22 protein-coding genes are annotated in these 22,848 nt (G+C 64.4%); 12 read left to right on the top strand and 10 right to left on the bottom strand.

The genetic code is table 11. From position 1 onward, the window contains the following. Positions 1-6: 6 nt before the first annotated feature. The 5 genes from llg_RS00640 to llg_RS00620 are packed head-to-tail and all read right to left on the bottom strand — an operon-like array spanning position 7 to position 6,121. Positions 7-888 (bottom strand): DUF58 domain-containing protein, encoded by an 882-nt coding sequence (locus llg_RS00640; protein WP_338287567.1) that lies wholly within the window; start codon positions 886-888, stop codon positions 7-9. Continuing rightward, on the bottom strand, positions 885-2,303 hold the full coding sequence (locus llg_RS00635) for a hypothetical protein (protein WP_338287566.1): 1,419 nt from the start codon (positions 2,301-2,303) through the stop codon (positions 885-887). Before llg_RS00635 ends, llg_RS00640 begins: the two co-directional genes overlap by 4 nt. A 4-nt stretch (positions 2,304-2,307) precedes the next feature. Further along, positions 2,308-3,312, bottom strand: coding sequence for an ABC transporter ATP-binding protein (locus llg_RS00630; RefSeq protein ID WP_338287565.1), 1,005 nt, complete (start codon positions 3,310-3,312; stop codon positions 2,308-2,310). A gap of 6 nt (positions 3,313-3,318) precedes the next feature. Beyond that, positions 3,319-5,070, bottom strand: coding sequence for a hypothetical protein (locus llg_RS00625; protein ID WP_338287564.1), 1,752 nt, complete (start codon positions 5,068-5,070; stop codon positions 3,319-3,321). A 46-nt stretch (positions 5,071-5,116) separates the two neighbouring features. Then, the gene (locus llg_RS00620; protein WP_338287563.1) at positions 5,117-6,121 is read right to left on the bottom strand and encodes an AAA family ATPase; all 1,005 of its coding nucleotides are present in this window, start codon (positions 6,119-6,121) and stop codon (positions 5,117-5,119) included. A gap of 162 nt (positions 6,122-6,283) precedes the next feature. Here llg_RS00620 and llg_RS00615 point away from each other — a divergent pair, with 162 nt between their 5' ends. Beyond that, positions 6,284-6,649 (top strand): cupin domain-containing protein, encoded by a 366-nt coding sequence (locus tag llg_RS00615; protein WP_338287562.1) that lies wholly within the window; start codon positions 6,284-6,286, stop codon positions 6,647-6,649. An 8-nt stretch (positions 6,650-6,657) separates the two neighbouring features. Here llg_RS00615 and llg_RS00610 read toward each other — a convergent pair whose 3' ends face one another. The 3 genes from llg_RS00610 to llg_RS00600 all read right to left on the bottom strand — a co-directional run bounded on the left by llg_RS00610 (position 6,658) and on the right by llg_RS00600 (position 10,218). Then, positions 6,658-7,665 (bottom strand): metallophosphoesterase, encoded by a 1,008-nt coding sequence (locus tag llg_RS00610; protein WP_338287561.1) that lies wholly within the window; start codon positions 7,663-7,665, stop codon positions 6,658-6,660. Between the two features lie 323 nt (positions 7,666-7,988). Then, positions 7,989-9,200, bottom strand: coding sequence for an outer membrane protein transport protein (locus tag llg_RS00605; RefSeq protein WP_338287560.1), 1,212 nt, complete (start codon positions 9,198-9,200; stop codon positions 7,989-7,991). Positions 9,201-9,273: 73 nt separating this feature from the next. Further along, positions 9,274-10,218 carry a hypothetical protein gene (locus llg_RS00600; RefSeq protein WP_338287559.1) on the bottom strand — a complete coding sequence of 315 codons (945 nt, stop codon included), beginning with the start codon at positions 10,216-10,218 and terminating at the stop codon, positions 9,274-9,276. Between the two features lie 530 nt (positions 10,219-10,748). Here llg_RS00600 and rsmA point away from each other — a divergent pair. The 7 genes from rsmA to llg_RS00565 all read left to right on the top strand — a co-directional run bounded on the left by rsmA (position 10,749) and on the right by llg_RS00565 (position 16,771). Further along, on the top strand, positions 10,749-12,095 hold the full coding sequence (gene rsmA, locus llg_RS00595) for a 16S rRNA (adenine(1518)-N(6)/adenine(1519)-N(6))-dimethyltransferase RsmA (RefSeq protein ID WP_338287558.1): 1,347 nt from the start codon (positions 10,749-10,751) through the stop codon (positions 12,093-12,095). 388 nt (positions 12,096-12,483) lie between these two features. After that, on the top strand, positions 12,484-12,804 hold the full coding sequence (locus llg_RS00590) for a hypothetical protein (protein WP_338287557.1): 321 nt from the start codon (positions 12,484-12,486) through the stop codon (positions 12,802-12,804). Positions 12,805-12,887: 83 nt separating this feature from the next. Then, on the top strand, positions 12,888-13,988 hold the full coding sequence (locus tag llg_RS00585) for a hypothetical protein (protein ID WP_338287555.1): 1,101 nt from the start codon (positions 12,888-12,890) through the stop codon (positions 13,986-13,988). A 3-nt stretch (positions 13,989-13,991) separates the two neighbouring features. Further along, positions 13,992-14,666 carry a MotA/TolQ/ExbB proton channel family protein gene (locus llg_RS00580; RefSeq protein ID WP_338287554.1) on the top strand — a complete coding sequence of 225 codons (675 nt, stop codon included), beginning with the start codon at positions 13,992-13,994 and terminating at the stop codon, positions 14,664-14,666. Between the two features lie 6 nt (positions 14,667-14,672). After that, positions 14,673-15,089 carry a biopolymer transporter ExbD gene (locus llg_RS00575; protein ID WP_338287553.1) on the top strand — a complete coding sequence of 139 codons (417 nt, stop codon included), beginning with the start codon at positions 14,673-14,675 and terminating at the stop codon, positions 15,087-15,089. A gap of 35 nt (positions 15,090-15,124) precedes the next feature. Beyond that, positions 15,125-15,682: a peptide deformylase gene (def, locus tag llg_RS00570; protein WP_338287551.1), complete on the top strand. Its 558-nt coding sequence runs from the start codon at positions 15,125-15,127 to the stop codon at positions 15,680-15,682. A 90-nt stretch (positions 15,683-15,772) separates the two neighbouring features. Continuing rightward, positions 15,773-16,771 carry a hypothetical protein gene (locus llg_RS00565; protein WP_338287550.1) on the top strand — a complete coding sequence of 333 codons (999 nt, stop codon included), beginning with the start codon at positions 15,773-15,775 and terminating at the stop codon, positions 16,769-16,771. A gap of 33 nt (positions 16,772-16,804) precedes the next feature. Here llg_RS00565 and mntR read toward each other — a convergent pair whose 3' ends face one another. Next, positions 16,805-17,236 carry a transcriptional regulator MntR gene (gene mntR, locus llg_RS00560; RefSeq protein ID WP_338287549.1) on the bottom strand — a complete coding sequence of 144 codons (432 nt, stop codon included), beginning with the start codon at positions 17,234-17,236 and terminating at the stop codon, positions 16,805-16,807. Between the two features lie 439 nt (positions 17,237-17,675). Here mntR and llg_RS00555 point away from each other — a divergent pair, with 439 nt between their 5' ends. From llg_RS00555 to fumC, 4 genes are read left to right on the top strand one after another with little or no spacing between them, the layout of a single operon-like run. Next, complete coding sequence (locus llg_RS00555; protein WP_338287548.1) at positions 17,676-18,410, top strand: hypothetical protein; 735 nt, start codon at positions 17,676-17,678, stop codon at positions 18,408-18,410. Positions 18,411-18,421: 11 nt separating this feature from the next. Beyond that, positions 18,422-18,976, top strand: coding sequence for a hypothetical protein (locus llg_RS00550; protein WP_338287547.1), 555 nt, complete (start codon positions 18,422-18,424; stop codon positions 18,974-18,976). Next, positions 18,973-20,079, top strand: coding sequence for a hypothetical protein (locus llg_RS00545; RefSeq protein WP_338287546.1), 1,107 nt, complete (start codon positions 18,973-18,975; stop codon positions 20,077-20,079). The genes llg_RS00550 and llg_RS00545 overlap by 4 nt, the downstream gene beginning before the upstream one ends. Before the next feature lie 54 nt (positions 20,080-20,133). Further along, positions 20,134-21,516: a class II fumarate hydratase gene (gene fumC, locus llg_RS00540; protein WP_338287545.1), complete on the top strand. Its 1,383-nt coding sequence runs from the start codon at positions 20,134-20,136 to the stop codon at positions 21,514-21,516. A 94-nt stretch (positions 21,517-21,610) separates the two neighbouring features. Here fumC and llg_RS00535 read toward each other — a convergent pair whose 3' ends face one another. After that, a complete protein-coding gene (locus llg_RS00535) occupies positions 21,611-22,837 on the bottom strand; it encodes an MFS transporter (RefSeq protein WP_338287544.1) in 1,227 nt (408 codons plus the stop codon). Between the last annotated feature and the right edge of the window lie 11 nt (positions 22,838-22,848).

Raw genomic sequence — 22,848 nt, 5'->3', positions numbered from 1 at the left:
CGCGGGTCAATGGGATGTTTCCAGTGCCCCCACCGGGATGGCGGAGCTGAAGAGGGCGGTGGCGAGATCGGGTTCCGCGGGCACCCGCGCGAACGCGGCCTGGTGGCGGCGGCACGATTGCTTCCACAGCGAGAAGTGCCGTGCGTAGGCCGCCAGGTACCGGTCGAGCACGGTGGGCTCGATGCGGTGCTGGTGGCGGGTCTGCCGCTCGGCGTCGACGAACTCGTAGTTGCCTGCCCAGTCCGGCTTCGCCTCGCTCTCCAGGAACGGGGCGAAGACGATGGTGCTGCCGTGGCGCTGGCCGAGGTGGCGGAGCAGGGGATCGGGATTGCCGGGAAACAGCAGGTCGGAGATCAACACCCGCACCGCGTTCGCGCGCAGGGCCACGCGGGAAAGATCGAGCGGCGCGGCGAGGTCGGTGGCGGGCAGCTTGCGCGCGGCCTCCAGCCAGCGGTGGGTCGGGATGCTGTCTGGGTCCACACGCACCGAGGCATCGCCACGCACCACATGGATGCCCACGCTGGCGCCGTTCGCGCGGGTGGTTTCGACGATGAAGTAGAACAGCTCCGCGGAGCGCGCGGCCTTCACCGGATCGAAGAACATCGACTCCGAGGCATCGAAGATCAAGTCCACCACCGGCCGCACTTCCTCGCGGTAGAGCTTCATCGTGTAGTGCCCGGTGCGTGCGTAGGCCTGCCAGTTCAGGTGGCGCGGGTCGTCGCCCGGCACGTAGGAACGGTGGTCCTGGAAATCGAGCGAGGAGCCGGTCCCGCCCCCATTGAACTCGCCCGCCTGGCCGCGCCAGACCTTCGAGCGCAGTGGCAGGCGCAGCCGCCCGGCGGTGGCCAGCGCGCGGCTGTGGCATTTCTGGAGATCGTCCGCGGTCATTCGGAGAGCGATTGGGATTCCACCTCGCGGATCACCTTCTGCGTCGCGAGCGAGCGCACCAGCAGGATCGCGCCATAGAGAGCACAGAACACCATCGCGATGGTCATGACCGGTTCCTTGTCGAAATGGCTGTCGTGCACCATCGGCAGGGTGATCAACGGGCTCCAGGTGAAGGCCCACAGGACGCCCTTCGAGGCCATTTCATCGGCGATCGCCGCCATCACCATCGAGAGCCCGAAGGACATGGCCCACGTCAGGAGGAAAACGGCGAAGCGGTCCTTGATCTTCTTGTCGAACATCACGACCACCAGACCGGGCAGCAGCAGGCTGCCGATCAGGCCGAACAGCGTCGCCCACTCTTCGGTATCGGGATTCTTGATCATCACCGGCACCGCGGCCACGCCGAGCCCGATGACAACGAAGGAGTAGAACACGCCCGACGGCCATCCGGGATACAGGAAACGCCCGGCCAGTTTTCCGGCGGCTCCACGCGCGGTGAATTTCTGCACGATGGAGGGCACCAGTGAGATCGGTTCGGTGAGGGCCATGGTGACCGGCAGCGCCGCGAACACGAACCAGAGATATGGAGCGACGTCCTCGTCGACCTTGGCGGCCCGCAGCAGCAGCGGGACGGCCACCAGCACCGCCAGCGCCGCCAGGCGTCGCGGGGTGGCGTGATTCTCCGCGTGTGGCGCGATCAACGAGGCTCCCATCGAAAGCATGCAGGCGCCGATGTGGGCCACCGCCAGCAGGAACACCAGCAGCGCGCAGGTCACCTCGACATCCGCGAACGTGAAAACCTCGATCAGCCGCACGAGTTCCCCGCTGAAGCCGAACTTGAAGATGACCATCACCAGCGGCAGCGAGGCGAGGATCGGCAGGATCCCCCGCACCAGCATCGAGGAGCAGGCGGAGATACCCACCGTGATCGCGGTGAAACCGGCGGAGAGCAGCAGGATCATCAGCACCATCAGCAGCTCGGCGAAGAGCGACATGCCGCCGAAGTAGTAGCGCAGGATCAGGTAGGGGAAGATCGTCGCCGCGATCAGCGCGGACTGGCTCACGATCGCCACCCACTTGCCCAGCACGATGCGCATCGCGCTCAGTCGGGTCAGCACCATCAGGTCGATCGTCTGCCCTCGGATCTCCCCGGACAACACGCCGATGCCCCGCAGCGGCTGGATCACCAGCACCGTGAGGGAAAAGAACACGAACACGATTTCGGAGACCTTTTCGCCCGCGCGGGCGGAGGTGGACCCGGCGCTGGCGGCCAGCAGGATCAGCCCCAGCAGCCCTTGCAGCACCAGGAACACGATCACGAAGGTCTTCGCCCGCAGCCCCTGCCGCAGCTCTTTCACCAGCATCGGCGAGAGGCGGTCGGAGAAATCGTTGGCTCGATCAAGTACGGAGGACATCGGATCAGGATTGGGCGGCGGTGGCCGGTTCGGGCATCGGCGGCGGGGCGATCACGTTCTTCTCGCCACGCTCGAGGCGGCCGAGGATGTCGATGAAGGCGTCCTCCAGGTTCCGCTGCTCGCGGTGGAACTCCACCACCCGCAGCCCGTCCTTCACCATCCGCGAGAGCACGTCCGCGGCCTTCGCCGGATCGTCCGTCTCGATGCGGATGCGGCCGCCGTGCTTGCGGGCTTCCAGGAATTCCACATGCGGTTGCAGCACGCACCAGTCGGACACCGCCTGCGCGCTGCCGTCCACCTGCACGTCGTAAAGCACGCCGCCCAGGGCATCCGCGCCGCGCTTGAGATCCTCCGCGTTGCCGTGGTGCACCACCCGGCCGGCGTTGATGAACAGCAGCGAATCGCACATCTCACCGAGCTCGGAGAGGATGTGGGAGGAAATGAAGATCGTCTTTCCTTCCTTCGCCAGCACCCGGATCAGGTGCTTGAGCTCCACGCGTGCCTTCGGGTCGAGACCCGCGGCGGGCTCGTCCATGATCAGCACCTGCGGGTCATGAAGCAGCGCGCGACCCAGGCCGAGCCGCTGGGTCATGCCTTTCGAGAGCTTGTTCGAGAAACGTTCGGCCAGCGGGATCAGGTCGGTGAACTCCATCACTTCCTGCACACGCTGGCGGCGTTCCTTGCCCTTGTAGCCCAGGGCGCGGGCGTAGAAGTCGAGATACTCGAGCACCGTCATGTGCTCGTAGTTGCCGAAATGGTCCGGCATCCAGCCGATCAGCCTGCGGACCTCGGACGGGTGGTTCACCACGTTGATCCCGCACACCTCGGCGACCCCCATGGTCGGGTAGTCGAGCGTCGCCAGGATCCGCATGGTGGTCGTCTTGCCCGCGCCGTTCGCGCCGACGAAACCGCACACCGAACCGTGCGGCACTTCGAATGAAACCCCGTTCACGGCCTGGAGCTGGCCGAAGTAGCGGTAGAGGTTGTGGACTTTGAGTGCGGCGGACATGGTCGGTCAGGGGGTGAAGGCCGGGCCGGTGATCACGGTCCGGGTGCTCTGCCATTTGATGCTCTTGTAGGTTTCCACGCCGGGAGCGGAGTTGGTGACCGCCACGAAGGTGCCGGGGCGGATGGAGGCTTTCGTCAGCATGGCGCGGTGGCGGGCGCCGAAACGCCGGCTTTCGTCGGCCACGGCGTTCTTCACCTCGGTGTCGGACACACTGGTGGGCGTGACTTTGGCGCCGGGCTGAAGGTTGGTGGCCTTCCACCATTTCTTGGCGGCGTCCTGATAGTAGAGGGTTTCGATCGGGAACTCGAAGGTCGAGAGCAGCACCGGCGTGCCGCTGCCGCTCAGCTCGATCCGTCCGCGGGTGGGCACCACGGAGTCGAGGATCTGGCCTTGCTCCGAGCGGCTTTGGAACCAGTCGCCGGAGGTCTCGAGCTTGCCGTCCACGAAATTGGCGGCGTAGCCGTTGTCGGAGCCTCCGTTGCGCAGCGTCAGGCGGGCCCAGCGGTTGTCGGAATCGAGCGGCACCGGTGAGATCGCGGCTGGTTCCTGCAGGGTGAAACGCGCCCCCGTCAGCACGCCAGTGCGGCTGAACTGCTCCTGGTGGAGATAGGCCGCGTTCTCATTGCGGTCCGGGCGGACCTCCATCAGCACCGCGCGGGCACCACGGCCACCGAACCCGTCCTGGATGAGAATCAGCAGCACCAGGATCAGGCTCGCGGCCAGCGAGATCAGCGGGGTGGTGATGAACAGCCGGTGGCGGCGTCCCGTTTTCGCGAACACGAACAGGTTCACCGGGCCGACGATCACGCCGAACGCGATCAGGATGACGATGAACACGGCGTAGTTGAAGCCCACCTGTCCGAACTCGTGTTGTAGCGGCCAGGACGAGCTGTAATCGCCGTTCAGGGATGTCAACTGCGCGGGCACCGGCGGTTTCTTGGTCACCAGATCCACGGTTTTGGCCGCGTCCAGTTTCAAGGCACCCGCCGTGCGTGCCAAGGTAATGCTCCCATAGCTGCTATCGTCCGGCAGCCCCAGCGACGCGAGGGACGCGCTGTCCGTGTAGATCACGAGCTGGCCTCCCAACCGGGTCCACACCACCACCGCGTTCTTCGCACCAGGCGAGGAGGCGGTCCACTCGGCGTCCGTCATCAGGATGCTGTCGTAGCCCGAATAGGCACGCCAATCGTCCGGCATCATCCGGGCATCGAACTTCGACGCGAACTCGGTCCGGCCCGAGCGCCCCGAGGAACGCGAGGCGATCTCCTTGTCCAGTTCCGAAGCGTTGGCGGTGTAGAGGTTTTCTCCGAGCAGGACCGCGGGCAGCTTGTCCCCGAACTGGGCGCTGATCGAGTTGGTGGCAGCCCCCATGCTCCCGGAGAGCCGCACGCTCACGTTCATCGAGCCATCGTCGCTGGTGATCACCGTTGGCAGCGGTACCAGGATGTCATGCTCGGTGTTCTTCTCCGCGGGCGCGTCGAAGGTGAAGGACGACGACATCTTTCCGCCATCGCCCCGGCCGTAGGAATAGCCGTAGGAACTCGCCGTGCTGTCGAACGAAAGGGTGACCGAGCGGTTCGATTCGAGCCGGTTCGCCATTTTCACCCGCACCGGCAGGTAGCCGCGGGGCGCCGGGCCGGAGAACAGGGCGGTGATCTCGACGTGGGTGTCGGTCTTGGTATCGATGACCTCACGGATCATCTGCTCCTGCGCGGAGGCGCAGGACGCGAGGGCGAACAACAGGGCGAGCCGGCGCATGGGGAAGGGGATCACTCGGGGAGGAGGGTGGAAGGGGGTGGCCGGGTCAGGCCTTGAGACTCTTCGGCGTGGCCGCGGATTGGAACGGCACCTCCTCGAGAAGCGAGCGCACCAGGTCGTTCGGCGTGAGGCCTTCGACGCGGGCGTTGTAGTCCAGCACGATGCGGTGGCGCAGCACCGCCGGAGCCACGGCCTTCACGTCCTCGAAGCTGCCATGCGTGCGCTCGTTCATCAGTGCACGCGCCTTGGCCGCCGACGCCAGCGCCAGTGCCGCGCGCGGACTGGCTCCGTAGCGGATGCCGTGGGAAGCCGCGGATTGTCCGGGATGGGTGGCGTCCACCAGCCGGGCGATGTAGTTCGCCACCACGTCTGGCAGGAAGATGCGGCGCACCAGTTCGAGCAGTTCATCGAGGGTGGCGGCGTCCATCACCGGATCCACCTGCGGCTCGGTGCCGATCTCGCGGTTGGAAACGATCCGTTGCAGGGTGTCCACGTTGTTGCGGGTGACCTCCAGCTTGAACAAGAAACGGTCGAGCTGGGCCTCCGGCAGCGGATAGGTGCCTTCCAGTTCGATCGGGTTCTGGGTGGCGAGCACGAAGAACGGCTTCGGCAGCGGGTGGGTCTCTCCTAGCACCGTCACGCGGCGCTCCTGCATCGCCTCCAGCAGCGCGGACTGGGTCTTCGGCGAGGCGCGGTTGATTTCGTCCGCCAGCACGATGTTGGTGAAGAGCGGGCCGGGCTGGAACACGAACTCGCGGCGGCCGTTGGTCTCCTGGAGCACCGGGTTGCCGGTGATGTCACCGGGCAGCAGGTCCGGCGTGAACTGGACGCGCTTGGTGCCGAGGCGCAGCAGCTTGGAAAGGCCCTTCACCAGCTCGGTCTTGCCGAGGCCGGGCAGGCCTTCCAGCAGGATGTGGCCGCGGGCCAGCACCCCCGTCAGCACCAGTTCGATCAGCTCCTCCTGGCCGAACAGCACTTGGTTGAGGCCGTTGACCAGCGAGCGCAGGTGCTTGCCCGCGTTGACAACTTCGGTTTCGGAGGCGTGTTCCATGGGAATTCGGAAATCTGATCTTCGGTGACGCTAACAGACCTGCCGTGGCAGGGAATGAAGATCGGATGAAAATTACATGATCTCCGCGGGTGGCGTATCTTGCAAAATCACCCCGCCATTCCACCCGCTTGTCCCCCGGCCCGGAGCATGCAATCTCAGGCCATGGCACGCCTCATTCCCGCCCCGACCCGCATCCACGCCCACGGCGAACCTCCGAAGATCATCGAGGAATACTTCGGCCGGGTGAACTCCGGCACCGCCGCCACCAGCATTGCCCGCATGGTCAGCCCGTCCGGCTGGGCGGAACCGGGCCAGACGCCGGAGTTCGATGAATACACCGTGGTCCTCCGCGGCGTCCTTCAGGTGGAAACCCGGGACGAAACCCACCAGGTCGCGGCCGGACAGGCGATCGTGACCCAAGCGGGCGAATGGATCCGTTACAGTTCCCCCGGACCGGAAGGCGCGGAATACATCGCCGTCTGCCTCCCGGCCTTCTCGCCGGACACGGTTCACCGCGATCCGGCCTGAATCATCGGTCAGACCGACAGGATCCGCGTTTCGCCCGCGATCGTCTGTTCGAAGGCGTGCAGCCGCTGGCCTTCCGGGTTGATGAGCTGCACGGTCAATTTGTCCTCGGTGACGTGGATGTGGTTGAAGCCGCGCGTCTGCATCGAAAAGCCGCGCGGCGACTGCTGGACCTCGTAGCGGGAGGCTCCGCCGCCTCCGGACACCAGGAAGCTGGCCCGGTAGCCCTCCACCCGCAGGTGCTGGAGATTGTGGTCGTGGCCGGAGAGGTAGAGGGACACCGGCTTCTCCCGCAGGTAGGAGCCCCAGTTTTCGAGGAGCTTAACGCCCTCCTTGTCGCCGCGCTTGGTGGTGTCCGAGAATAGCGGGTAGTGGGAGACCACCCACAGCCACTTGGCGTCGGTCTTCTTCGTCATCTCGGCCTCCAGCCAGCGCTTCTGCTCGATCTTCTCCTGCGGCGTCAGCGCGCCTTCGAAGTAGTTTCCGTCCAGGTAGATCACCTTCACCAGCGGCTTGCCGGGGGCCCCCAGCTCGAAGGAGTACCACTTCGCGGGCATCTTCCAGCGGGAGGCGGGATTGGCCCGGGCGTAGGCCAGCTGCATGTCCGCCTTCGCGCGGCCCTGCTTGGAGTCGTATTGCGGGCCGTAGTCGTGGTTGCCGAGGAGCGCGTAGAACGGGCAATCGAGATGCTCCTTCGAATACATCTCCTCGAATCCCGGCTGGAAGCGCTCCGGGGTCATCATTCCGTAGAAGTTGTCCCCCAGCGCGAGCACCGCGCCCAGCGGTGACCCCAGCTTGCCGGCGAAGGCGTTCATCTGGTCGGCCACCTGCTTCTGCTCGGCATTGGCCGTGCCGTAGTCGCCCACGGCGAGCAGGTGGAGGCCGCCCTTCCCGAAATCCGTTTGCGCGGCGGCCGCCTGGAGGCGGGATGCCCAGCCGCCCGTGAGCAGGCCGGAGCTGAAAAGCAGGGTGGTTTTGAGGAGATCGCGGCGGGAAACGGAAGAAGACTCGGAATTCATGGCAAAAGAACGCCGGGAAATACTCGTCCGGCCGGTGGGTTCTTGCGAATCCGGGAAACGAAAAGCGCGGACCTGCCTTTGGGAGCGGGTCCGCGCTTCTTTCGGGAACAGCCCGGCAGATCCTTGGTGGCTCCTCCAACTTTCAATCTCCCCCCGGATTTTGATCGCTGGCGAGCGGCACGTCGGCCACCGGTTCTGTAGGAAAGGTTTTCAGTTCACCGAGGTGCGCTGTCGCCTTTCGTTGGCGATACAGTGCGGTGAAAAGTTCAGGCTAACAAGGCAGTTCTAGGGTCAAATCCGGCCAGATGACCCCATTTTCGGCCTCAAAAGGCGTAGCGAACCGAGACGTTCACGGCATTGTTGAACGTCGTGTAGTGGCCATTGGCGGTTTGGCCCGTGGGCGAGTTCACTAGACTGCCGGTGACGGTGCGGCCTCCGTTGTAGGCGAAGTGGTAGCCCACCGCCCAACTGATGCATTCGCCGTGGTGGCCGAACCCGATGCTTCCGAGTTGGAGATCGGAATCGGGATTGAGAGGGCTGAGCGTGCGGTCCGGTACGGAATTCTCGCTGAAAATGTAACCCGCACTGATGAAGTAACCGTCGTTCAACTGCCGCGTGACGCCGAAGTTGTACATGCAGCCGGAAGTGTAGCGGAAGGGGAAGACCTGGGGGCCGCCGAAGGTGCCACGGAAGTAGGCATCGTTGACCACGTCCCAGTCCGTCCAGTCGAGGTCGAATTCGAAGTTCCACTTCTCGTTCGGGCGATAGGAAACGCCGGCCACCACGTTCTGCGGGAAATCAAGCGAGGCGCTGGTGGGGCTGTAGCCGGCGTAAGGGAAGGCGATGGATCTGCCATCGTAACCGATCTCGGTGGCGGAGCGGTAATTGAGGCCGAGCGACCATTCGGTCACCGGCTGCCACAGCAGGCCGAGGTTGAAACCGGTGCCATAGCCATCACCATCGAAGCGAAAGCCGTCCGCCGGGCCGAACCCGATCTGGCGCTGGATATCGACGTCCGAGTAATTCAGCGTTACGCCGCCGCCGATGGAAAGGGTCGGGCTGATTTGGTACGCCACCACCGGGTTGACGGTGGCATAGAGGAGCTTCGCTTCCTGGGCGATCGTGGAAATCGGGCTCCGGGAGCCGTAGTCCACGCCGAGTCCGTAGGGTGCGTACACACCCAAGCCGAAGGACCAGGGCGATTCCTTCGGGGAGTAGGTGTAGTAGATTTGCGGGACGAACTGGACGGTGGTGTCGGTGCTGGCCGTCGCTCCGGTGAAAGAGGTGTAATGGATGTCCGCTGAAATGGCGTATTCAGCGATGCTGAGCTGATGGCCTTCGAGCTGGGTGATCCCCGCCGGGTTGTAGAAGATCGCGGAGGGGTTGTCCGCCGTGGCGGCGAAAGCATTGCCGCGGGCGATCGCCTCCGGGTCTTGGTTCGGCAAGCGGAAACCGACCGCGTGGGCATGGGGAAGAGCGAGGCAGGAAAGGGGCAGAAGCGCCAGCCGGGCAAGGGAAACTCGGACGGGATGCATGAGATCGGGGTTTTGGGGTGAGCAGGGGAAAACAGTTCCTGTCAAAGTCGCGACAGGAGGTTCACGTGAGGGTTCAGCCGTGGGAAGCGGGCGGCAGTGGCATTCCGTCCTCAGGCAGGAATGGAGGGAAATCGAACTCGATTTCCCGCACCCAGGTGCGCATCCACTTTGTCGCGACTTCCGGGCTGGTGGTGAGATCCGGATGGATCTGGAGCGTCAGGCTGAGGCGGCCTTGGAAAGTGATGCAGCCCGCGCCCACCAACTGCGTGCGGAGCACCGGCGGGGAGAACAGCCACGGCCCTTGGCAGGCTTCCGCGGTGATGGCTTTTTCCCGGTCCCAGATTCCAAGGTTGGAGAAGCCGCCGAGGTTCCACTGGATCGTGGCCCGGTCCATGTTGACCATGCGTTGTTTGGTGGACTCGGATGTCCAGCCCGTCGCATCGAGGGCTTTCCAATTGCCGCAATGCTGGCCCTTCCGGATCGCATCGTAAATATGGCGGTGGACGTCCTTCACGCTTTCCGACGCGAAAATGCGGATGCCGATGTAGCTGGCGTGGTTCGCGACGTCGCTTTCCTGGGTGACCTTGCCCCGCATGTTCACGGGAATCATCCAAGGGATGGAGGACGATGGATCGGCGAGGTCGCTGCGGACCGCCCGGTCAAGATACTTCAAGAGCAGGGAATTCACCGACACGTTGGCCAAGCGGCTCGCACGGCGCAGCTTCGCGGTGTCTTCCTCGCTGAAAACGTGCCAAGCGACCGCGGGAGGGGGTTGCTGGATGTTCTCGAGTGGCGCACCCTGGGGAAGAGCCTTCCATTTCAGGCGCTTCCGGGGGCTCATCATTTTCGGCACCAGCCTGAGGAAGGAAGTCCAGTTGAGCGGTGCCGGATGAGTGATCTGCGGCAGGTGATGAAGCCTCGCCCCGCCTTCACGCATCAGATGGGCGAAGGCACCAATGCCGTCGAAGTCCTTGTGGGACAGAAAGGTCCACTCCACCTCGTTGGTGTGGAGATTCACTCGACCGAATCGGATCCCGATATATTCCCCCAGGGATTCCAATGCTTGGAACCACGGGCGTATCGGATCGGTCGTTTTGGATTCGACAGGGGGATGGCCAGCCATGCAGCAGGGTGCGTTATACTTCGCAAACCCGTAAGAAATCCCTTTCCGGAAAGCGATCCCTTTTTTAATAATACCCGTGCCAATTTCTCATGACTTCGGGGAAAATGGCGAATGGATAACCGGCTTGTTGCCTTTTTCAGGAGGCCCAATCCCTTTTTCTGCGCTTCTTCCCGCGCTTCCACAAAAAAATTGGCCGCCGGAGGTCCCCACCCCCGGCGGCCGAGATCATCAACCCGTCGCCTTCGGGGGCAAGCGGGGGCTGACAACTGCTGTTCACCCTAACATGAAAACGCGCGATTGCGGTCTTCATAGGAGTCAGACCGTCCACCTCCGAAGACGTTCAAAAAAACTAAAAAGAAATTCACCTTTCTTCAGGCGACCTTGGGGATTGCGCGCCGGGCCTTGATGGCGCAAGAACCCGCGGGATGACGGGACGCGAGATTCGTGAGGTGCTGGAGCTGTCCGGGGTGACCCCCAGCCGCCAGTTGGGTCAGAATTTCCTGATCGATCCGAATTGCGCCCGCTGGATCGTTTCCCAGCTTGAAGTCACGCCGGACGACGCCGTGGTGGAGGTCGGCCCGGGAACCGGGGCGCTCAGCGAGCACCTGGTCGGGAACGTCCGCCGTCTGATCCTGGTGGAGTTCGATGCCCGCCTCGCGGCCATGCTCAAGGAGCGGTTCAAGGACGAGCCCACCGTGGAGGTGCATCACGAAGACGGCGTGAAGTTCGATGTTCGGAAGCTCTTCAAGCACCGCCCGGTCAAATTCCTCGGCAACCTGCCCTATTCCTGCGGCGGGGCCATCCTGAAGAATTTCCTGAGCCGCCCGCATCCGTTCGAGCGCGCGGTCATCATGCTCCAGAAGGAGGTCATCGACCGCCTCGCCGCTGTCCCCCGGACCAAGGACTACGGCGTCCTGACCCTCCGCGTGCAGAGCGGCTGGGAGGTCAAGCCGCTGCGGACCGTGCCACCGGAGGCGTTTTTCCCGCGTCCACAGATCGATTCCAGCGTGGCGGTTCTGACACCGCGGGTGTCGGGCCTGCCGCCGTTCGACGACCGCCTGTTCGATGAGCTGGTGCGTCGGGGGTTCTCCCAGCGCCGGAAGCAGATCAAGAAGCACATGCCGGAGACCCCGGCATGGGAAGAGGTGGCGGAGTCCATCGGGGTCCAGGTGTCCGCCCGTGCCGAGGAGTTGTCGCTCGACCAATGGGTGGCGCTCGCCCGGGCCTACGATTCCCACCCGCTGATGGACGTGCCGCAGAAGGACGCGGAGATTTTCGACGTGGTGGATGAAAACGACCAGGTCACCGGCCAAGCGACCCGCGGGGAAGTCCATGCCAAGGGGCTGCTGCACCGGGCGGTCCACGTTTTCGCGGTCAACCGCCGTGGCGAGGTGCTGCTCCAGCGGCGCTCGCTGTTGAAGGACTCCCATCCGGGCGTCTGGGACTCCAGCGTGTCCGGGCACCTGGATGCCGGGGAGGACTATGAAACCGCCGTGGTGCGGGAGCTGGAGGAGGAAATGGGCATCGTGGACGCGGAGCCGGAGGAAATCGCCCGGATCGCACCGTGCGAGGCCACGGGTTGGGAGCATGTCCGGCTCTACCGCTGCCGTCACGATGGCGCGGTGCGGTTTCCCTGTGCGGAGATCGATGCCGCCCAGTGGTTCCCGCCCCGGGAGGTGCAAGCGTGGATCGATGCGCGACCGGAAGACTTTGCCAGCGGGTTCCTGGTATGCTGGAACGCGGTGGTGGCGCTACCGCCGGAACCGGCCTGAGGTTCACGGATTCGGAAGGAGCGGAGAGGGGATCCGGCGAAGCCGCCGGAAGGAGGGTATTGAGGGCGTAAATGGCCCTAGCAATTGATTTTCAAGGGGCTCTGGCGCTGTTGGAGGTGGTCCCGAAACTAAGCAATGCCAAAGGGTTTTTAAAACTTTCTTGTCTTACGACCAAAAACTTATAAGGTTGGAAAGTTTTCCTGCTGTCCCATCTGGCCGCTCACCCCGGTCTCCCTTCGCTGCTCACCCGGCACGTCCCATGAAACCCAATCAGCCAATACGACCGGCATGCCGGTCGTCGCATGCGTTTACGCGCATCGCCGTTCCCCCGCGGCGCAAAGGAATGACCCTCCTGGAATTAACGGTGGTCATTCTGGTTCTCCTTTCCTTGATCTCGATCCTCTTCATCGGGGCACAGGCTTGGAAAAACGGTTCCGACCGCACCCTCTGCATCATGAACCTGCAGAGTGTCCAAAAGGGCGTCCGAAGCTACTCGAACATCTACGGCTACGCGCCGGGGATGACGGTGGTGGGCCTTCAGGACAAGGTGGTCGGCCTCGGCAAATTCGTGGAATCGACACCCGAGTGTCCCCACAACGGTACTTACAGCTATGGCGGTGACGTCATTCCCGACGTCGGCAGTCTTTACATGAGTTGCTCTCTGAAGGACTCGGCGAACCACCTGCCGCCCCACTACGGCGATTGGTGATCCGGTTTCCCGGTCCGCCAGACCGGCCGGATTCCTGAATTGCGAGTTTCCCGGGCATCGGCCATCGTCCCGTTGCCCGACCGATGATCGCCGCACGCGCCACCCCTTCCGCAGGAGCAGGTTCCCTATGGGGCCTGTCGTTGCTGGTGTCGTTGATGGTGAATGGCGGGCTGTTTTTCGGCATCGCGTGGCTGTCCCTTTCCCAGCGCCCGGTTTCCCTTGGAAGCCCGCCACCGCCGCCTCCGGAACGGGTGGATTTGGTCGCGCTGGTGATGCCTGCCGACGAAGCGCTGGCTCCGGTCGAGCCGAAGCCCAAGCCGCCGACGAGTGAGCCGGACTCCGCCACCCCTTCGGCGGCGCCCTCCCTGCCTCCGGTGCGGTCCCTGCCGTTTGCCAAGACCACCGAGGATCAAGCGTCCACCGAGGCCCCGGTGACCGCGGCGTTCATCGGTGAACGCAACACCATCGCCACCAGCGAGCGGACTCCCGATGCGACCGGCCCGGACCTGCCATCCCAAGCGGGCATGAAAGAGTCCGCGGCAGTGGTCGAGACGGTGGAGGGGAAACCCGCCGAGCCTGCGCCCGATCGTTCAGTGGCGGCTCCCTCTATTCCGGCGGTGCCAGCCATGCCGCAGGAGCCTGTGGCCGAGCCATCGGTTGCAGCGAAGTCCACCGATCTTCTCGAAGGGCCGCTGAGCGTTCCTGTTCCGGCCCCGCCACCGGAACCCGAGAAACCCTCACTGGTGCCTGCCGAGCCGCCGAAACCCGAGCCGGTGCCGGAGGTGAAGCCACCGGTGCCCGCCGAGCCGGAGGCTCAGGCGGCGAAGAAGACCGAACTCGCCGGTTCGATCTCCCGCACCGGGAAGAGCGCGGTGAATGTCATCGACACCCCGCTGGGGCGCTACCGGGCGGTGGTCAGCGATGCGGTGCAGACGGGCTGGCTCCAGAACTGCGAGCGCTACCAGAAATACATCACCGCTGGCTACATGACCGTGAAGTTCCAGGTCGAACCGGATGGCAAGGTGAAGTCCGTGGAGGTGGTGGAGGCAGTGGATTGCACCGATGTGCAAAAGGGCTTCACCAACCAGGCGATCCGGGCCGCCAAGTTTCCGAAAATTCCCAACGATCTCAAGAAGACCCTCGGCAAGGAGCCGCTGGAGGTGACGATCATTTTCTATTTCTGACCCATGACCCTCGTTTCATTCCTGTCCGCCCAGGTGCCGGATTCGCCCGGCGCGCTCGAGACCCTCGGCAAGTTTTTCCGTGAAGGCGGCTTTTTCATCTACCCGCTGGTGCTGGCCTCGGTGGTGGGGGTGACGGTGATCGTGTTCAAGGCACTGTCACTGCGCCGCGCGACGGTGGTGCCCGAGGATCTGGCGAGGAAGATCGAATCGCTGGAAGGAGACTACGACCACGACCGGTGGCGGGTGATCCAGGGGGAGTTCCAGCGTGGCACCAGCATGCTGGGCCGGCTGGGGACGGTGACGGTGCGGCACGCGGGCAAGGAGCAGGCGCAAATCACGCACGCGGTGGAAGCCGCGGCGCGCGGGGAAATGGTTCACCTGCACTCCGGGATCCAGACGCTGGATGTTCTCATCGCCGCCGCGCCGCTGCTGGGGTTGCTCGGCACCGTCAGTGGTTTGGTGTCGGTGTTCCGCGGTCTCAGCGATTCCACGGACAATCTCGCGATCGCCCGTGGCATTGCCGAGGCGCTGCACACCACGATTTTCGGAATCTCGATCGCGGTGGTGGCACTGGTCGCCCACGCTTGGTTCGTGCGCCGGATCGAGCTCATGACCGCCCGGCTGGAGAGCGTGCTGGCCGATCTGGCCCGTTTTTGCGCGAAACCCTCCAATCCCTGACCGGTCGTGAGGTTCCAACGTCCGCCCAAGATCCAGAAGACGGCACAGATCGTGCCGTTGATCGATATCCTGCTGGTGCTGCTGATCTATTTCATCGTCACCACGCAGACGAAAAAACCGCGGGACGTGATGCGGATCGAGTTGCCGACGGTGCACGAGCTGCCCTCGGACAAGGAGGGCGCGTCCCGCTCCGTGATCCGGGTGGATGCCGCGGGGCAGGTGATGCTGGACTCGCTGGCGGTGCCGGACGGGCTGCTCGACTCCTACCTGCAGGCGTTCATGAAGAAGAATCCCGGTCGCAAGCTGGAGCTGGAGGCGGACAAAGGCCTGCCGATCGAGCGGCTGCTGGGCATTTGGGATGCGTTGACCAAGGCGGGCATCCAGATTAAGGACGTGCCCGCCCGCATCCGCAGGCCGGAATAACGGCTCCTATACTGCCTTCAACCGCCCCTCCCGCCATGATCCTTCCCATCGTCCAATACGGCCATCCGGTCCTCCGCCAACGTTGCAAGCCCGTGACCGAGGTGAATGACGAGCTCGTGGAGCTGGTGGGGGACATGCTTGAAACCATGGTGGATGCGAACGGCGTGGGCCTCGCGGCTCCCCAGGTGGGCGTGGACCTGCGCCTGGCGGTGGTCGATGTGTCCCACGATCCCGAGTGCATTTCCTATCTGCGGGTCAATGGCGAAGACGCCGACCTCGAGTCGATCATGCCGCTGATCTTCATCAATCCCGAGCTGGAGTTCGGCGAGGAGAAGGAAGCGGGCGCGGAGGGCTGCCTGAGTATCCGCGGCATCCGCGCGGAGGTGCGCCGTCCGCTCGACGTGAAGGCGACGCTGCCGCAGCTCGATGGCACCACACTGGTGGTCGAGACCGACGGTTTGCTGGCCCGCGCGATCCAGCACGAAACGGATCATCTCAATGGCGTCCTGTTCACCGACCGCTTGCCGGCGGCGACCAAGGTGGCCATGCGTAACCGTTTGAAAAAGCTCGCTCAGGAATTTGAGAATAGTTGAAATTCCGTGAAGGGGGCTCGACTTCGCAGGGGGGGGAGGATATGACATGGGCGAACTGCAGTTTCACCAGATCCCGATCCCCCTTCTGTCATGAGCAATCCACGAGGTATCTTCGATTCCTTCCCCGGCCAAGCCCCGGCCCCGAGTCCGTTCGCGTTGGCTCCGGACCAGGCTCCGGCCAGCCCGTTCGCCGCGGCACCCGCGACCACGCCGGTCAGCCCGTTCGCGGCTGTCCATGAGGCCTCGCCGCCGACCAACCCGTTTGCCGCGGTCACCGAAGCCCCTCCGGTGAGCCCCTTTGCCGCCGTGGCGCGTCCGGATTCCCCGTTTGCCACGGCTGACGATGTGAATGGCGCGCGTCCACTGGAGCCGGGCAAGCCCGCCCGCCTGCCGGAAAAGCGCAAGGCCGAGAGCCCGTTCCAAGCCGCCGACCCGAAGGAAGGCTTTGGCTTTGAAGCCGCCGCTCCCGCTCCGGTGGCCTCCCAGGTGTTCGCGCCGTCCCCGTTCGAAGTGGCTCCGGCCTCCTCGCCCTTCGCGGTCGCCCCGCCGCCGCAACCGGCTCCCGTCGCCACGCCGGTGGCCTCTCCGTTTTCCCTGGAGCCTGCCGTTCCCGCCACTCCTGCTCCCGCACCTGCCCCGGCGGCTACGTGGAGCCAGCCGCAGGCGGTGCCAGCTCCGGCCCCCGCGCCAGTGGCGGCTCCAGTGCAGGCCGCCGTTCCGGCGGTGGGCGGTGCCATCGGCGGGGAATCGGATTCCGCCAGCATCCGCCAGCTCGAACTCCGCGCCATCTTCGGCGTGGACCGTGAAATGAGCCCGGATGAGATCCTCCAGCGCGCCCGCGCCTTGCCGGGCATCCGCCACATCGCCCGCGTGGCCAGCCAGGACATCGCGACGATCGATTCGCTCAAGAACGTGATCGCCAACCTCGGCTTCGGTTCCGGAGGCCTGCGTCTGTTCGCCGGCAGCGTGCCGGTGGAGTTCATCCGCGAGGGCAACGTCATGCTCGCGGTGCAGACCGACGGCGGTTTCGCTCCGGGCGTCCGTGAGACGCTGATGATCGTGGGCCGTGAACTCGGCCGCTCCGCCTGAAGCGGCAGTCTTTGAAAGCTCTGCCGCTGTGAGTCAGTGGCAGAGCTTGCGGACCCGGTCGAGGAACTCGCGGTCCGCTTCCAGGGCATCCGCGACGGCCCGGATGACGTCCAGGGTCGGGCGGGAAACGTGGTGCTCCATGCCTTCCACGTCCCGGTAGATGGTTTCCTCATCGATGCCGAAGAGGCGGAGGAAGCGGGTGAGCGTCTCGTGGCGCTCGATGATCGCGCGGGCGATGCGCTGGCCCTCGTCCGTGAGCACGGTGCCGCGGTATTTCTCGTGCTTCACGAGGCCCTCGGCGTCGAGGCGCTGGAGCATGTTGGTGACGCTGGCCTGGGAGATCCCGAGGTTCTTGGAGATGTCCACGGCACGCGCGTATCCCTTTTCCTCGATCAGGTGGAGGATCTGCTCGAGGTAGTCGTCCATGGCGACGGAGCCGCTGGTGCGTTGGGAACGTGAAGGCATGCGGCGGGGATGCTAGCGGCGGGTTGGCGGCTCGTCCATGCCGGATGATACGGATCTCTTGATGGCCGCCGTTCGGCGGCCGTGGACGCCGATGTCGGTGGTGTCCATCCGGCGTGGATAACGAAGTATTTGGATATTCAATCGGCTCGGCTTGGCGTTCTTAAAAAATAACCCGGTAAAGCTGGAGGGTGATTTGCGCGATAAGGGAATAGTTTAAGGGATTTTAATAATTTGGTCGAACGCCTATTTGGGTGGTGATAGATAATCTTTAAATCGCATGTCGTGAGACACACGGTTTGTTGGAAGTCATATCTCGGGATGGCGTTCGATCCGCACCCAACGGGTTCGATCGCCTCCGGTTCCGGGCGAGGGCCTACCCCTTGCTTTGGAAAGGCCCCGGGGTGACCCGCCCTCCAGTTCCTTCCACCCGACCCCAGCCATGAAACGCATCATCCCTGGCCTGCTTGCATGTCTTGCCGTCGCCTTGTGCCCGGTGCCTTTGCACGCGGGGCCCAGTGTTTGGTGTTGGGCTCCCGGCATGCAGTATCCGGTGAAGATGAACTCGCTGAATCTCGGGCTCGGGCTGAGCCTCGGACAGCCGTATTCCTACCGGATCTACGGGGTGGCAGGGACACTGACGCTGGGTGACCAGGCGTCCGGAGCCACCGCCGATCCGTCCGACACGCAGAAGCGTTTCCGGAAAAACCAGCTTCTCAGCCTGGGCTCCTATGTGAACTCGTACAGCTACGTGAAGCTGAAGGTGAACAACACCCGCTTTTACGAGAAATGGCTGGAGGTGTCCGGGGACCGGCCGAACGTGACCCTTTCGCCCGTGCGTTACATGGGGACCCAGTGGATCGTCCAAAAGGAGTTCGGGACGCCGGACACGCGTCTGGACTTCTACCTCGCGGGCCTCGGGCTGGGCAGTCTGCTCGGGGTCGATCCGCCGTATTATAACCTGAATCCCTCGGGTTATTTCTATGTGGTGGGCGAGTATCTCGCAGTGCCGCCGACGCCGACCGGCAAGCTGACCGTTTCACGGAACTACGTGCTGACCGACGCGGTGATCCCGGTGACCTACCACATCGACCACGGCTACAACCTCAATGGTGAGACCCCGCCATTCACCGGATACGACCCGAGCGGCGAGGTGAAGTTCGTGCCGGGAAGCTGAACGGATTTCCGATGCCTGTCCGCGCCGCCAGCCTAGGCTCCTGCCTGATCCTCCTCGGATCACCGGCGGCCTTTGGCCAGAAGGGCGGCGGTGTGGGGCCGCAGTTTTTACCGCGGAACATCCCGCCGCCGGTGGCGGACGCGACCACGGACGAGCAGCTCCGCGAACGCCAGAACCGGGAGCGTGGTGGAGAACTCGCCCCGAAGGAGCAGAAGGCGAAGACGCTGGGCCTGGCAGAGACTTCCACGTTCATCGAAACGGCGGGGATGTTCACCATCGTGCCGAAGGGGGCGGTGATCCATATCCCGGAAAAACTGGCGGCGTGGATCGTGCCGGGGCCGTCGGTGAAAGCGAAGTTCCAGACGTGGCAGGAATTCCTGACCGCGAACCGGGGCAGCGTGGCCTCCTTTGAAATCACGTTCGACCAGGCATCGGGGAAGATTCCGATCGATAGTTCGAAACTCGACCTCGCCCGCAAATCCGGTCGGCTGGTGGTGGCGGTGTGTCACGGCGGCCCGATCTCGTGTGTGCCATTGGGAGGTGCCAGCCAAGTCTCCACGCCATGAAAGCGCTGGTCCAGATCATGGCCGGATGCCTCGTGCTGGGAGGAACGGCACGGGGGCAGGATCTGGTGCGCCAGATCCAGACCGTGAACGGCCAGACGGTGATCTATGACACGCCGGTGAACTCGACGGACGGCACGATCCTGTCGAAACCGATTTCCCCGAACACGATCTTCCAGCTCTACAGCCAGGTGGACATCCCGGCCTCGGGTGGGCTCGGGTTGTTCCTCGGGGCGACGGTGCTGGACCTCGGGTTGGAGCTTTCGCTGTCGTTGTTCGGACAGAACGCCTCGATGAAGTTCGTGAAGGTGGATGAGACCACCATCGGCACCTACATGCCGAGCGTGACGATCCAGGCGCTCTCCGAAGACCCCCACGTGCCGGCCCGTACCCGCGCGGACAAGCCATACGGGATGCGCATCCAGATTTCCGGCCTGCAATCCGATCCCTCCGCTCCGGATTATGCGAAGAAAGTGCAGGTCCGGCGCAGCTATCAGAACTACGATCCGCTGATCTACGCCGCCACCGCGGCTTCGGCGAACGGGGAGTTCGCGGATGCAATCACGTTCCAGCAGAACGGGACGTTCGTGGACAACGCGATCCTGCAGCGGTTGCCAACGGACAAGCCGACGAAGGCGGTGGGGCAGGAGACCTTCACCGTCTACACCCATCCGGACGCGGGGAGCCCGCAGAGCCAGTTCGCGGCGGCCACGGTGCAGATCTGGCCGGTGGCGACCTCGGTGATCACGGGCATCGACCCGACCCGGACCTATCAGGCACCGCCCACCGGTGGCAGCGTGCAGCTCACCGACCTGTATCCGAAGAGCGTGTCCTACGTGCAGGTTTACCGCGGGACGCCGGCACTCGGCACCACCGGCATCCCGCTGGGAGCCACCGTGGTGGCGTATGACTCGAGCGTGCCGCAGAACGCGATGCTCACGATCACGGGGCTGGATGCGGCGGTGACGGAGGACGGCACCTACACGCTGGAGGTCCTGACGATCACGCCTTTCAACAGCGGCGCGCCGGAGCGGCTGGCTTACACCACCTTCAAGCTGGATCGCACGATCCAGGTGAACGGGAACATGGTGACCGCCGAGGATTGAGAGACGGGCATTGCGGCTCGAAAGCGGGCGGTAGTTGTGTAGATTGTCCTATCCATGACCCGCACCGAGACCGACAGCATGGGGGCCATCGAGGTGGCGGCCGACCGTTACTGGGGCGCGCAGACGCAGCGCTCGCTGAAATACTTCGCCATCGGCCGGGATGTGATGCCGCGGCCGATGATCCGTGCGCTCGGAATACTGAAGAAGGCCTGCGCGCTGGTGAACGCGGAGCTGGGCAAGCTGCCGGACGAGAAGCGGGAGCTGATCACGGCGGCGGCGGACGAGGTGATCGCGGGCAAGCTGGACGACCATTTCCCGCTGCGGGTGTGGCAGACCGGCAGCGGCACGCAGACGAACATGAACGCCAACGAGGTGATTTCGAACCGCGCCATCGAGATGGCGGGCGGCGAGATGGGCTCGAAGAAACCGGTGCATCCGAACGATGACGTGAACCTGTCGCAGTCGTCGAACGACACGTTTCCGAGCGCGATGCACATCGCGGCGGTGGAGGTGCTGGAGAAGGACCTGCTGCCCGCGTGCTCGCGGTTCCGGGAAGCGCTGGTGGCGAAGCGGGTGGAGTTCGACCGGATCGTGAAGATCGGCCGCACGCACCTGCAGGATGCGACGCCGGTGACCTTCGGCCAGGAGTTTTCCGGCTACGTTTCACTCGTCGACCGCGACATCGAGCGTATCCGGCAGGTGATGGGCGGCTTGTGCGATCTGGCGATCGGCGGCACGGCGGTGGGCACGGGCTTGAACTCGCATCCGGAATTCGCGGCGCGGGCGGCGGCGAAGATCGCGAAGCTCACCGGGCTGCCGTTCCGGAGCCATCCGAACAAGTTCGCGGCGCTGAGCGCGCATGACGAGTTCGTCTATGCCTCCGGCGCACTCAAGACGCTGGCGGGCACGCTGATGAAGATCGCGAATGACATCCGCTGGCTGGGCAGCGGCCCGCGTTGCGGCCTGGGCGAGCTTTCACTGCCGGAGAACGAGCCGGGTTCCTCGATCATGCCGGGGAAGGTGAATCCGACCCAGTGCGAGGCGATGACGATGGTGGCGGTGCAGGTGATGGGGAACGATGCGGCGATCGGGTTCGCGGGCAGCCAGGGCAATTTCGAGCTGAATGTGTTCAATCCCGTGATGATCCATAATTTCCTGCACAGCGTGGAGTTGTTGTCCGGGACGATGCGGAGCTTCGCCGAGCATTGCCTGGCGGGACTGAAGGTGAACCGCGCGGTGGTGGACGGCTATGTGGCGAACAGCCTGATGCTGGTCACGGCCCTCAACCCGCACATCGGCTACGACAAGGCGGCGGCGATCGCGAAGAAGGCGCATCATGACGGAATCAGCCTGCGCGCGGCGGCGATCGCGAGCGGGTATCTCACCGCGGCGCAGTTCGATGAATGGGTGGTGCCGGAGCGGATGACGCGACCATAGGTAGGTGGGCGTGCATCGCCAGAAGATTGGTTTGAGAGGACTGGGGATGCACGGGTTCGGGTGAGTGTTCCCGTTCGCAAGTTGGAAACTTGCGCTACTTCTCCTTGGTCTCGACGTCGGGCAGGAAGACCGTCAGCAGGCCGAGCAGCGGGAGGTAGGCGCAGAGCTGGAAGACGTAGTTGATGCCGGTGTGGTCGGCGACCTTGCCGAGGACGGCGGAGCCGATGCCCGCGATGCCGAAGGCGAGACCGAAGAACAGGCCCGCGATCATGCCCACCTTGCCCGGCAGGAGTTCCTGGGCATAGACGAGGATGGCGGAGAAGGCGGAGGCCAGCACCAGGCCGATGATCACGCTGAGCACGGCGGTCATGCCGAGGCCGGCGTGGGGCAGCCATAGCGAGAACGGCGCCACGCCGAGGATCGAGCCCCAGATCACGCGCTTCCGCCCGAAGCGGTCGCCCACCGGTCCGCCGATGATGGTGCCGGCGGCCACGGCGAACAGCAGCAGGAAGAGGTGATACTGCGCGCTTTGCACCGAGACGTGGAAGCGGTCGATCAGGTAGAAAGTGTAGTAGCTGGTGAGCGAGGAGAGGTAGACGTACTTCGAGAAGGTCAGGGCGACGAGCACCAGCAGCGCGATCACCACCGTGCGGCGAGAAGGGTGGTTGAGCGCGACGGCCTCTGTGGGCTTCGGCTTGCGCTGGATGCGGTGCAGGTTTCCGGCCTGCCAGCGGCCGACCTGGAACAGCACGACCACGCCGAGCAGCGCGACCACGGAGAACCACGAGATCGAGCCCTGGCCATGCGGCACGATGACCAGTGCGGCGAGCAACGGACCGAACGAGCTGCCCATGTTGCCGCCCACTTGGAACAGCGATTGCGCGAGACCGCGGCGCTTGCCGGCGGCCATGTGGGCGATGCGGGAGGCCTCCGGATGGAAGACCGCGGAGCCGCCGCCGACCATGGCCGCGGACATCAAGATCATCGGGAAGCTGGAGGCGCGGGACAGCGAGATGAGGCCGATCAGGGTGAGGCTCATGCCGATCGGCAGCGAGTAGGGCATCGGCTTGCGGTCGGTGAGGAAGCCGACGACCGGCTGGAGCAGCGAGGCGGTGACCTGGAAGGTGAAGGTGATGAGTCCGAGCTGGGTGAAATTCAGCCCGTAGGAATCTTTGAGGATCGGGTAGATCGAGGGCAGCAGCGCCTGGATCGTGTCATTCAGCATGTGGGAGAAGCTGATGGCGAACAGCAGCGCGAAGACCGTGTTGTGCACCGGGCGGCTAGGCGCGGCTTCGGTAGGAGTGGCGCAGGACTCTTGCATGAGGCCGGAAC

Source organism: Luteolibacter sp. LG18 (genome assembly GCF_036322585.1).
In the GTDB taxonomy this organism is placed as follows: Bacteria; Verrucomicrobiota; Verrucomicrobiia; order Verrucomicrobiales; family Akkermansiaceae; genus Luteolibacter.
Note: the sequence above shows the minus strand (reverse complement) of the source record. Positions and strands in the feature narration are given on the sequence as shown.

Coding starts and splice junctions, on each gene's coding strand:
- llg_RS00640 (WP_338287567.1), bottom strand. CDS start 888: ATGACCGCGGACGATCTCCAGAAATGCCACAGCCGCGCGCTGGCCACC.
- llg_RS00635 (WP_338287566.1), bottom strand. CDS start 2,303: ATGTCCTCCGTACTTGATCGAGCCAACGATTTCTCCGACCGCCTCTCG.
- llg_RS00630 (WP_338287565.1), bottom strand. CDS start 3,312: ATGTCCGCCGCACTCAAAGTCCACAACCTCTACCGCTACTTCGGCCAG.
- llg_RS00625 (WP_338287564.1), bottom strand. CDS start 5,070: ATGCGCCGGCTCGCCCTGTTGTTCGCCCTCGCGTCCTGCGCCTCCGCG.
- llg_RS00620 (WP_338287563.1), bottom strand. CDS start 6,121: ATGGAACACGCCTCCGAAACCGAAGTTGTCAACGCGGGCAAGCACCTG.
- llg_RS00615 (WP_338287562.1), top strand. CDS start 6,284: ATGGCACGCCTCATTCCCGCCCCGACCCGCATCCACGCCCACGGCGAA.
- llg_RS00610 (WP_338287561.1), bottom strand. CDS start 7,665: ATGAATTCCGAGTCTTCTTCCGTTTCCCGCCGCGATCTCCTCAAAACC.
- llg_RS00605 (WP_338287560.1), bottom strand. CDS start 9,200: ATGCATCCCGTCCGAGTTTCCCTTGCCCGGCTGGCGCTTCTGCCCCTT.
- rsmA (WP_338287558.1), top strand. CDS start 10,749: ATGACGGGACGCGAGATTCGTGAGGTGCTGGAGCTGTCCGGGGTGACC.
- llg_RS00585 (WP_338287555.1), top strand. CDS start 12,888: ATGATCGCCGCACGCGCCACCCCTTCCGCAGGAGCAGGTTCCCTATGG.
- llg_RS00580 (WP_338287554.1), top strand. CDS start 13,992: ATGACCCTCGTTTCATTCCTGTCCGCCCAGGTGCCGGATTCGCCCGGC.
- def (WP_338287551.1), top strand. CDS start 15,125: ATGATCCTTCCCATCGTCCAATACGGCCATCCGGTCCTCCGCCAACGT.
- llg_RS00565 (WP_338287550.1), top strand. CDS start 15,773: ATGAGCAATCCACGAGGTATCTTCGATTCCTTCCCCGGCCAAGCCCCG.
- mntR (WP_338287549.1), bottom strand. CDS start 17,236: ATGCCTTCACGTTCCCAACGCACCAGCGGCTCCGTCGCCATGGACGAC.
- llg_RS00555 (WP_338287548.1), top strand. CDS start 17,676: ATGAAACGCATCATCCCTGGCCTGCTTGCATGTCTTGCCGTCGCCTTG.
- llg_RS00550 (WP_338287547.1), top strand. CDS start 18,422: ATGCCTGTCCGCGCCGCCAGCCTAGGCTCCTGCCTGATCCTCCTCGGA.
- llg_RS00545 (WP_338287546.1), top strand. CDS start 18,973: ATGAAAGCGCTGGTCCAGATCATGGCCGGATGCCTCGTGCTGGGAGGA.
- fumC (WP_338287545.1), top strand. CDS start 20,134: ATGACCCGCACCGAGACCGACAGCATGGGGGCCATCGAGGTGGCGGCC.
- llg_RS00535 (WP_338287544.1), bottom strand. CDS start 22,837: ATGCAAGAGTCCTGCGCCACTCCTACCGAAGCCGCGCCTAGCCGCCCG.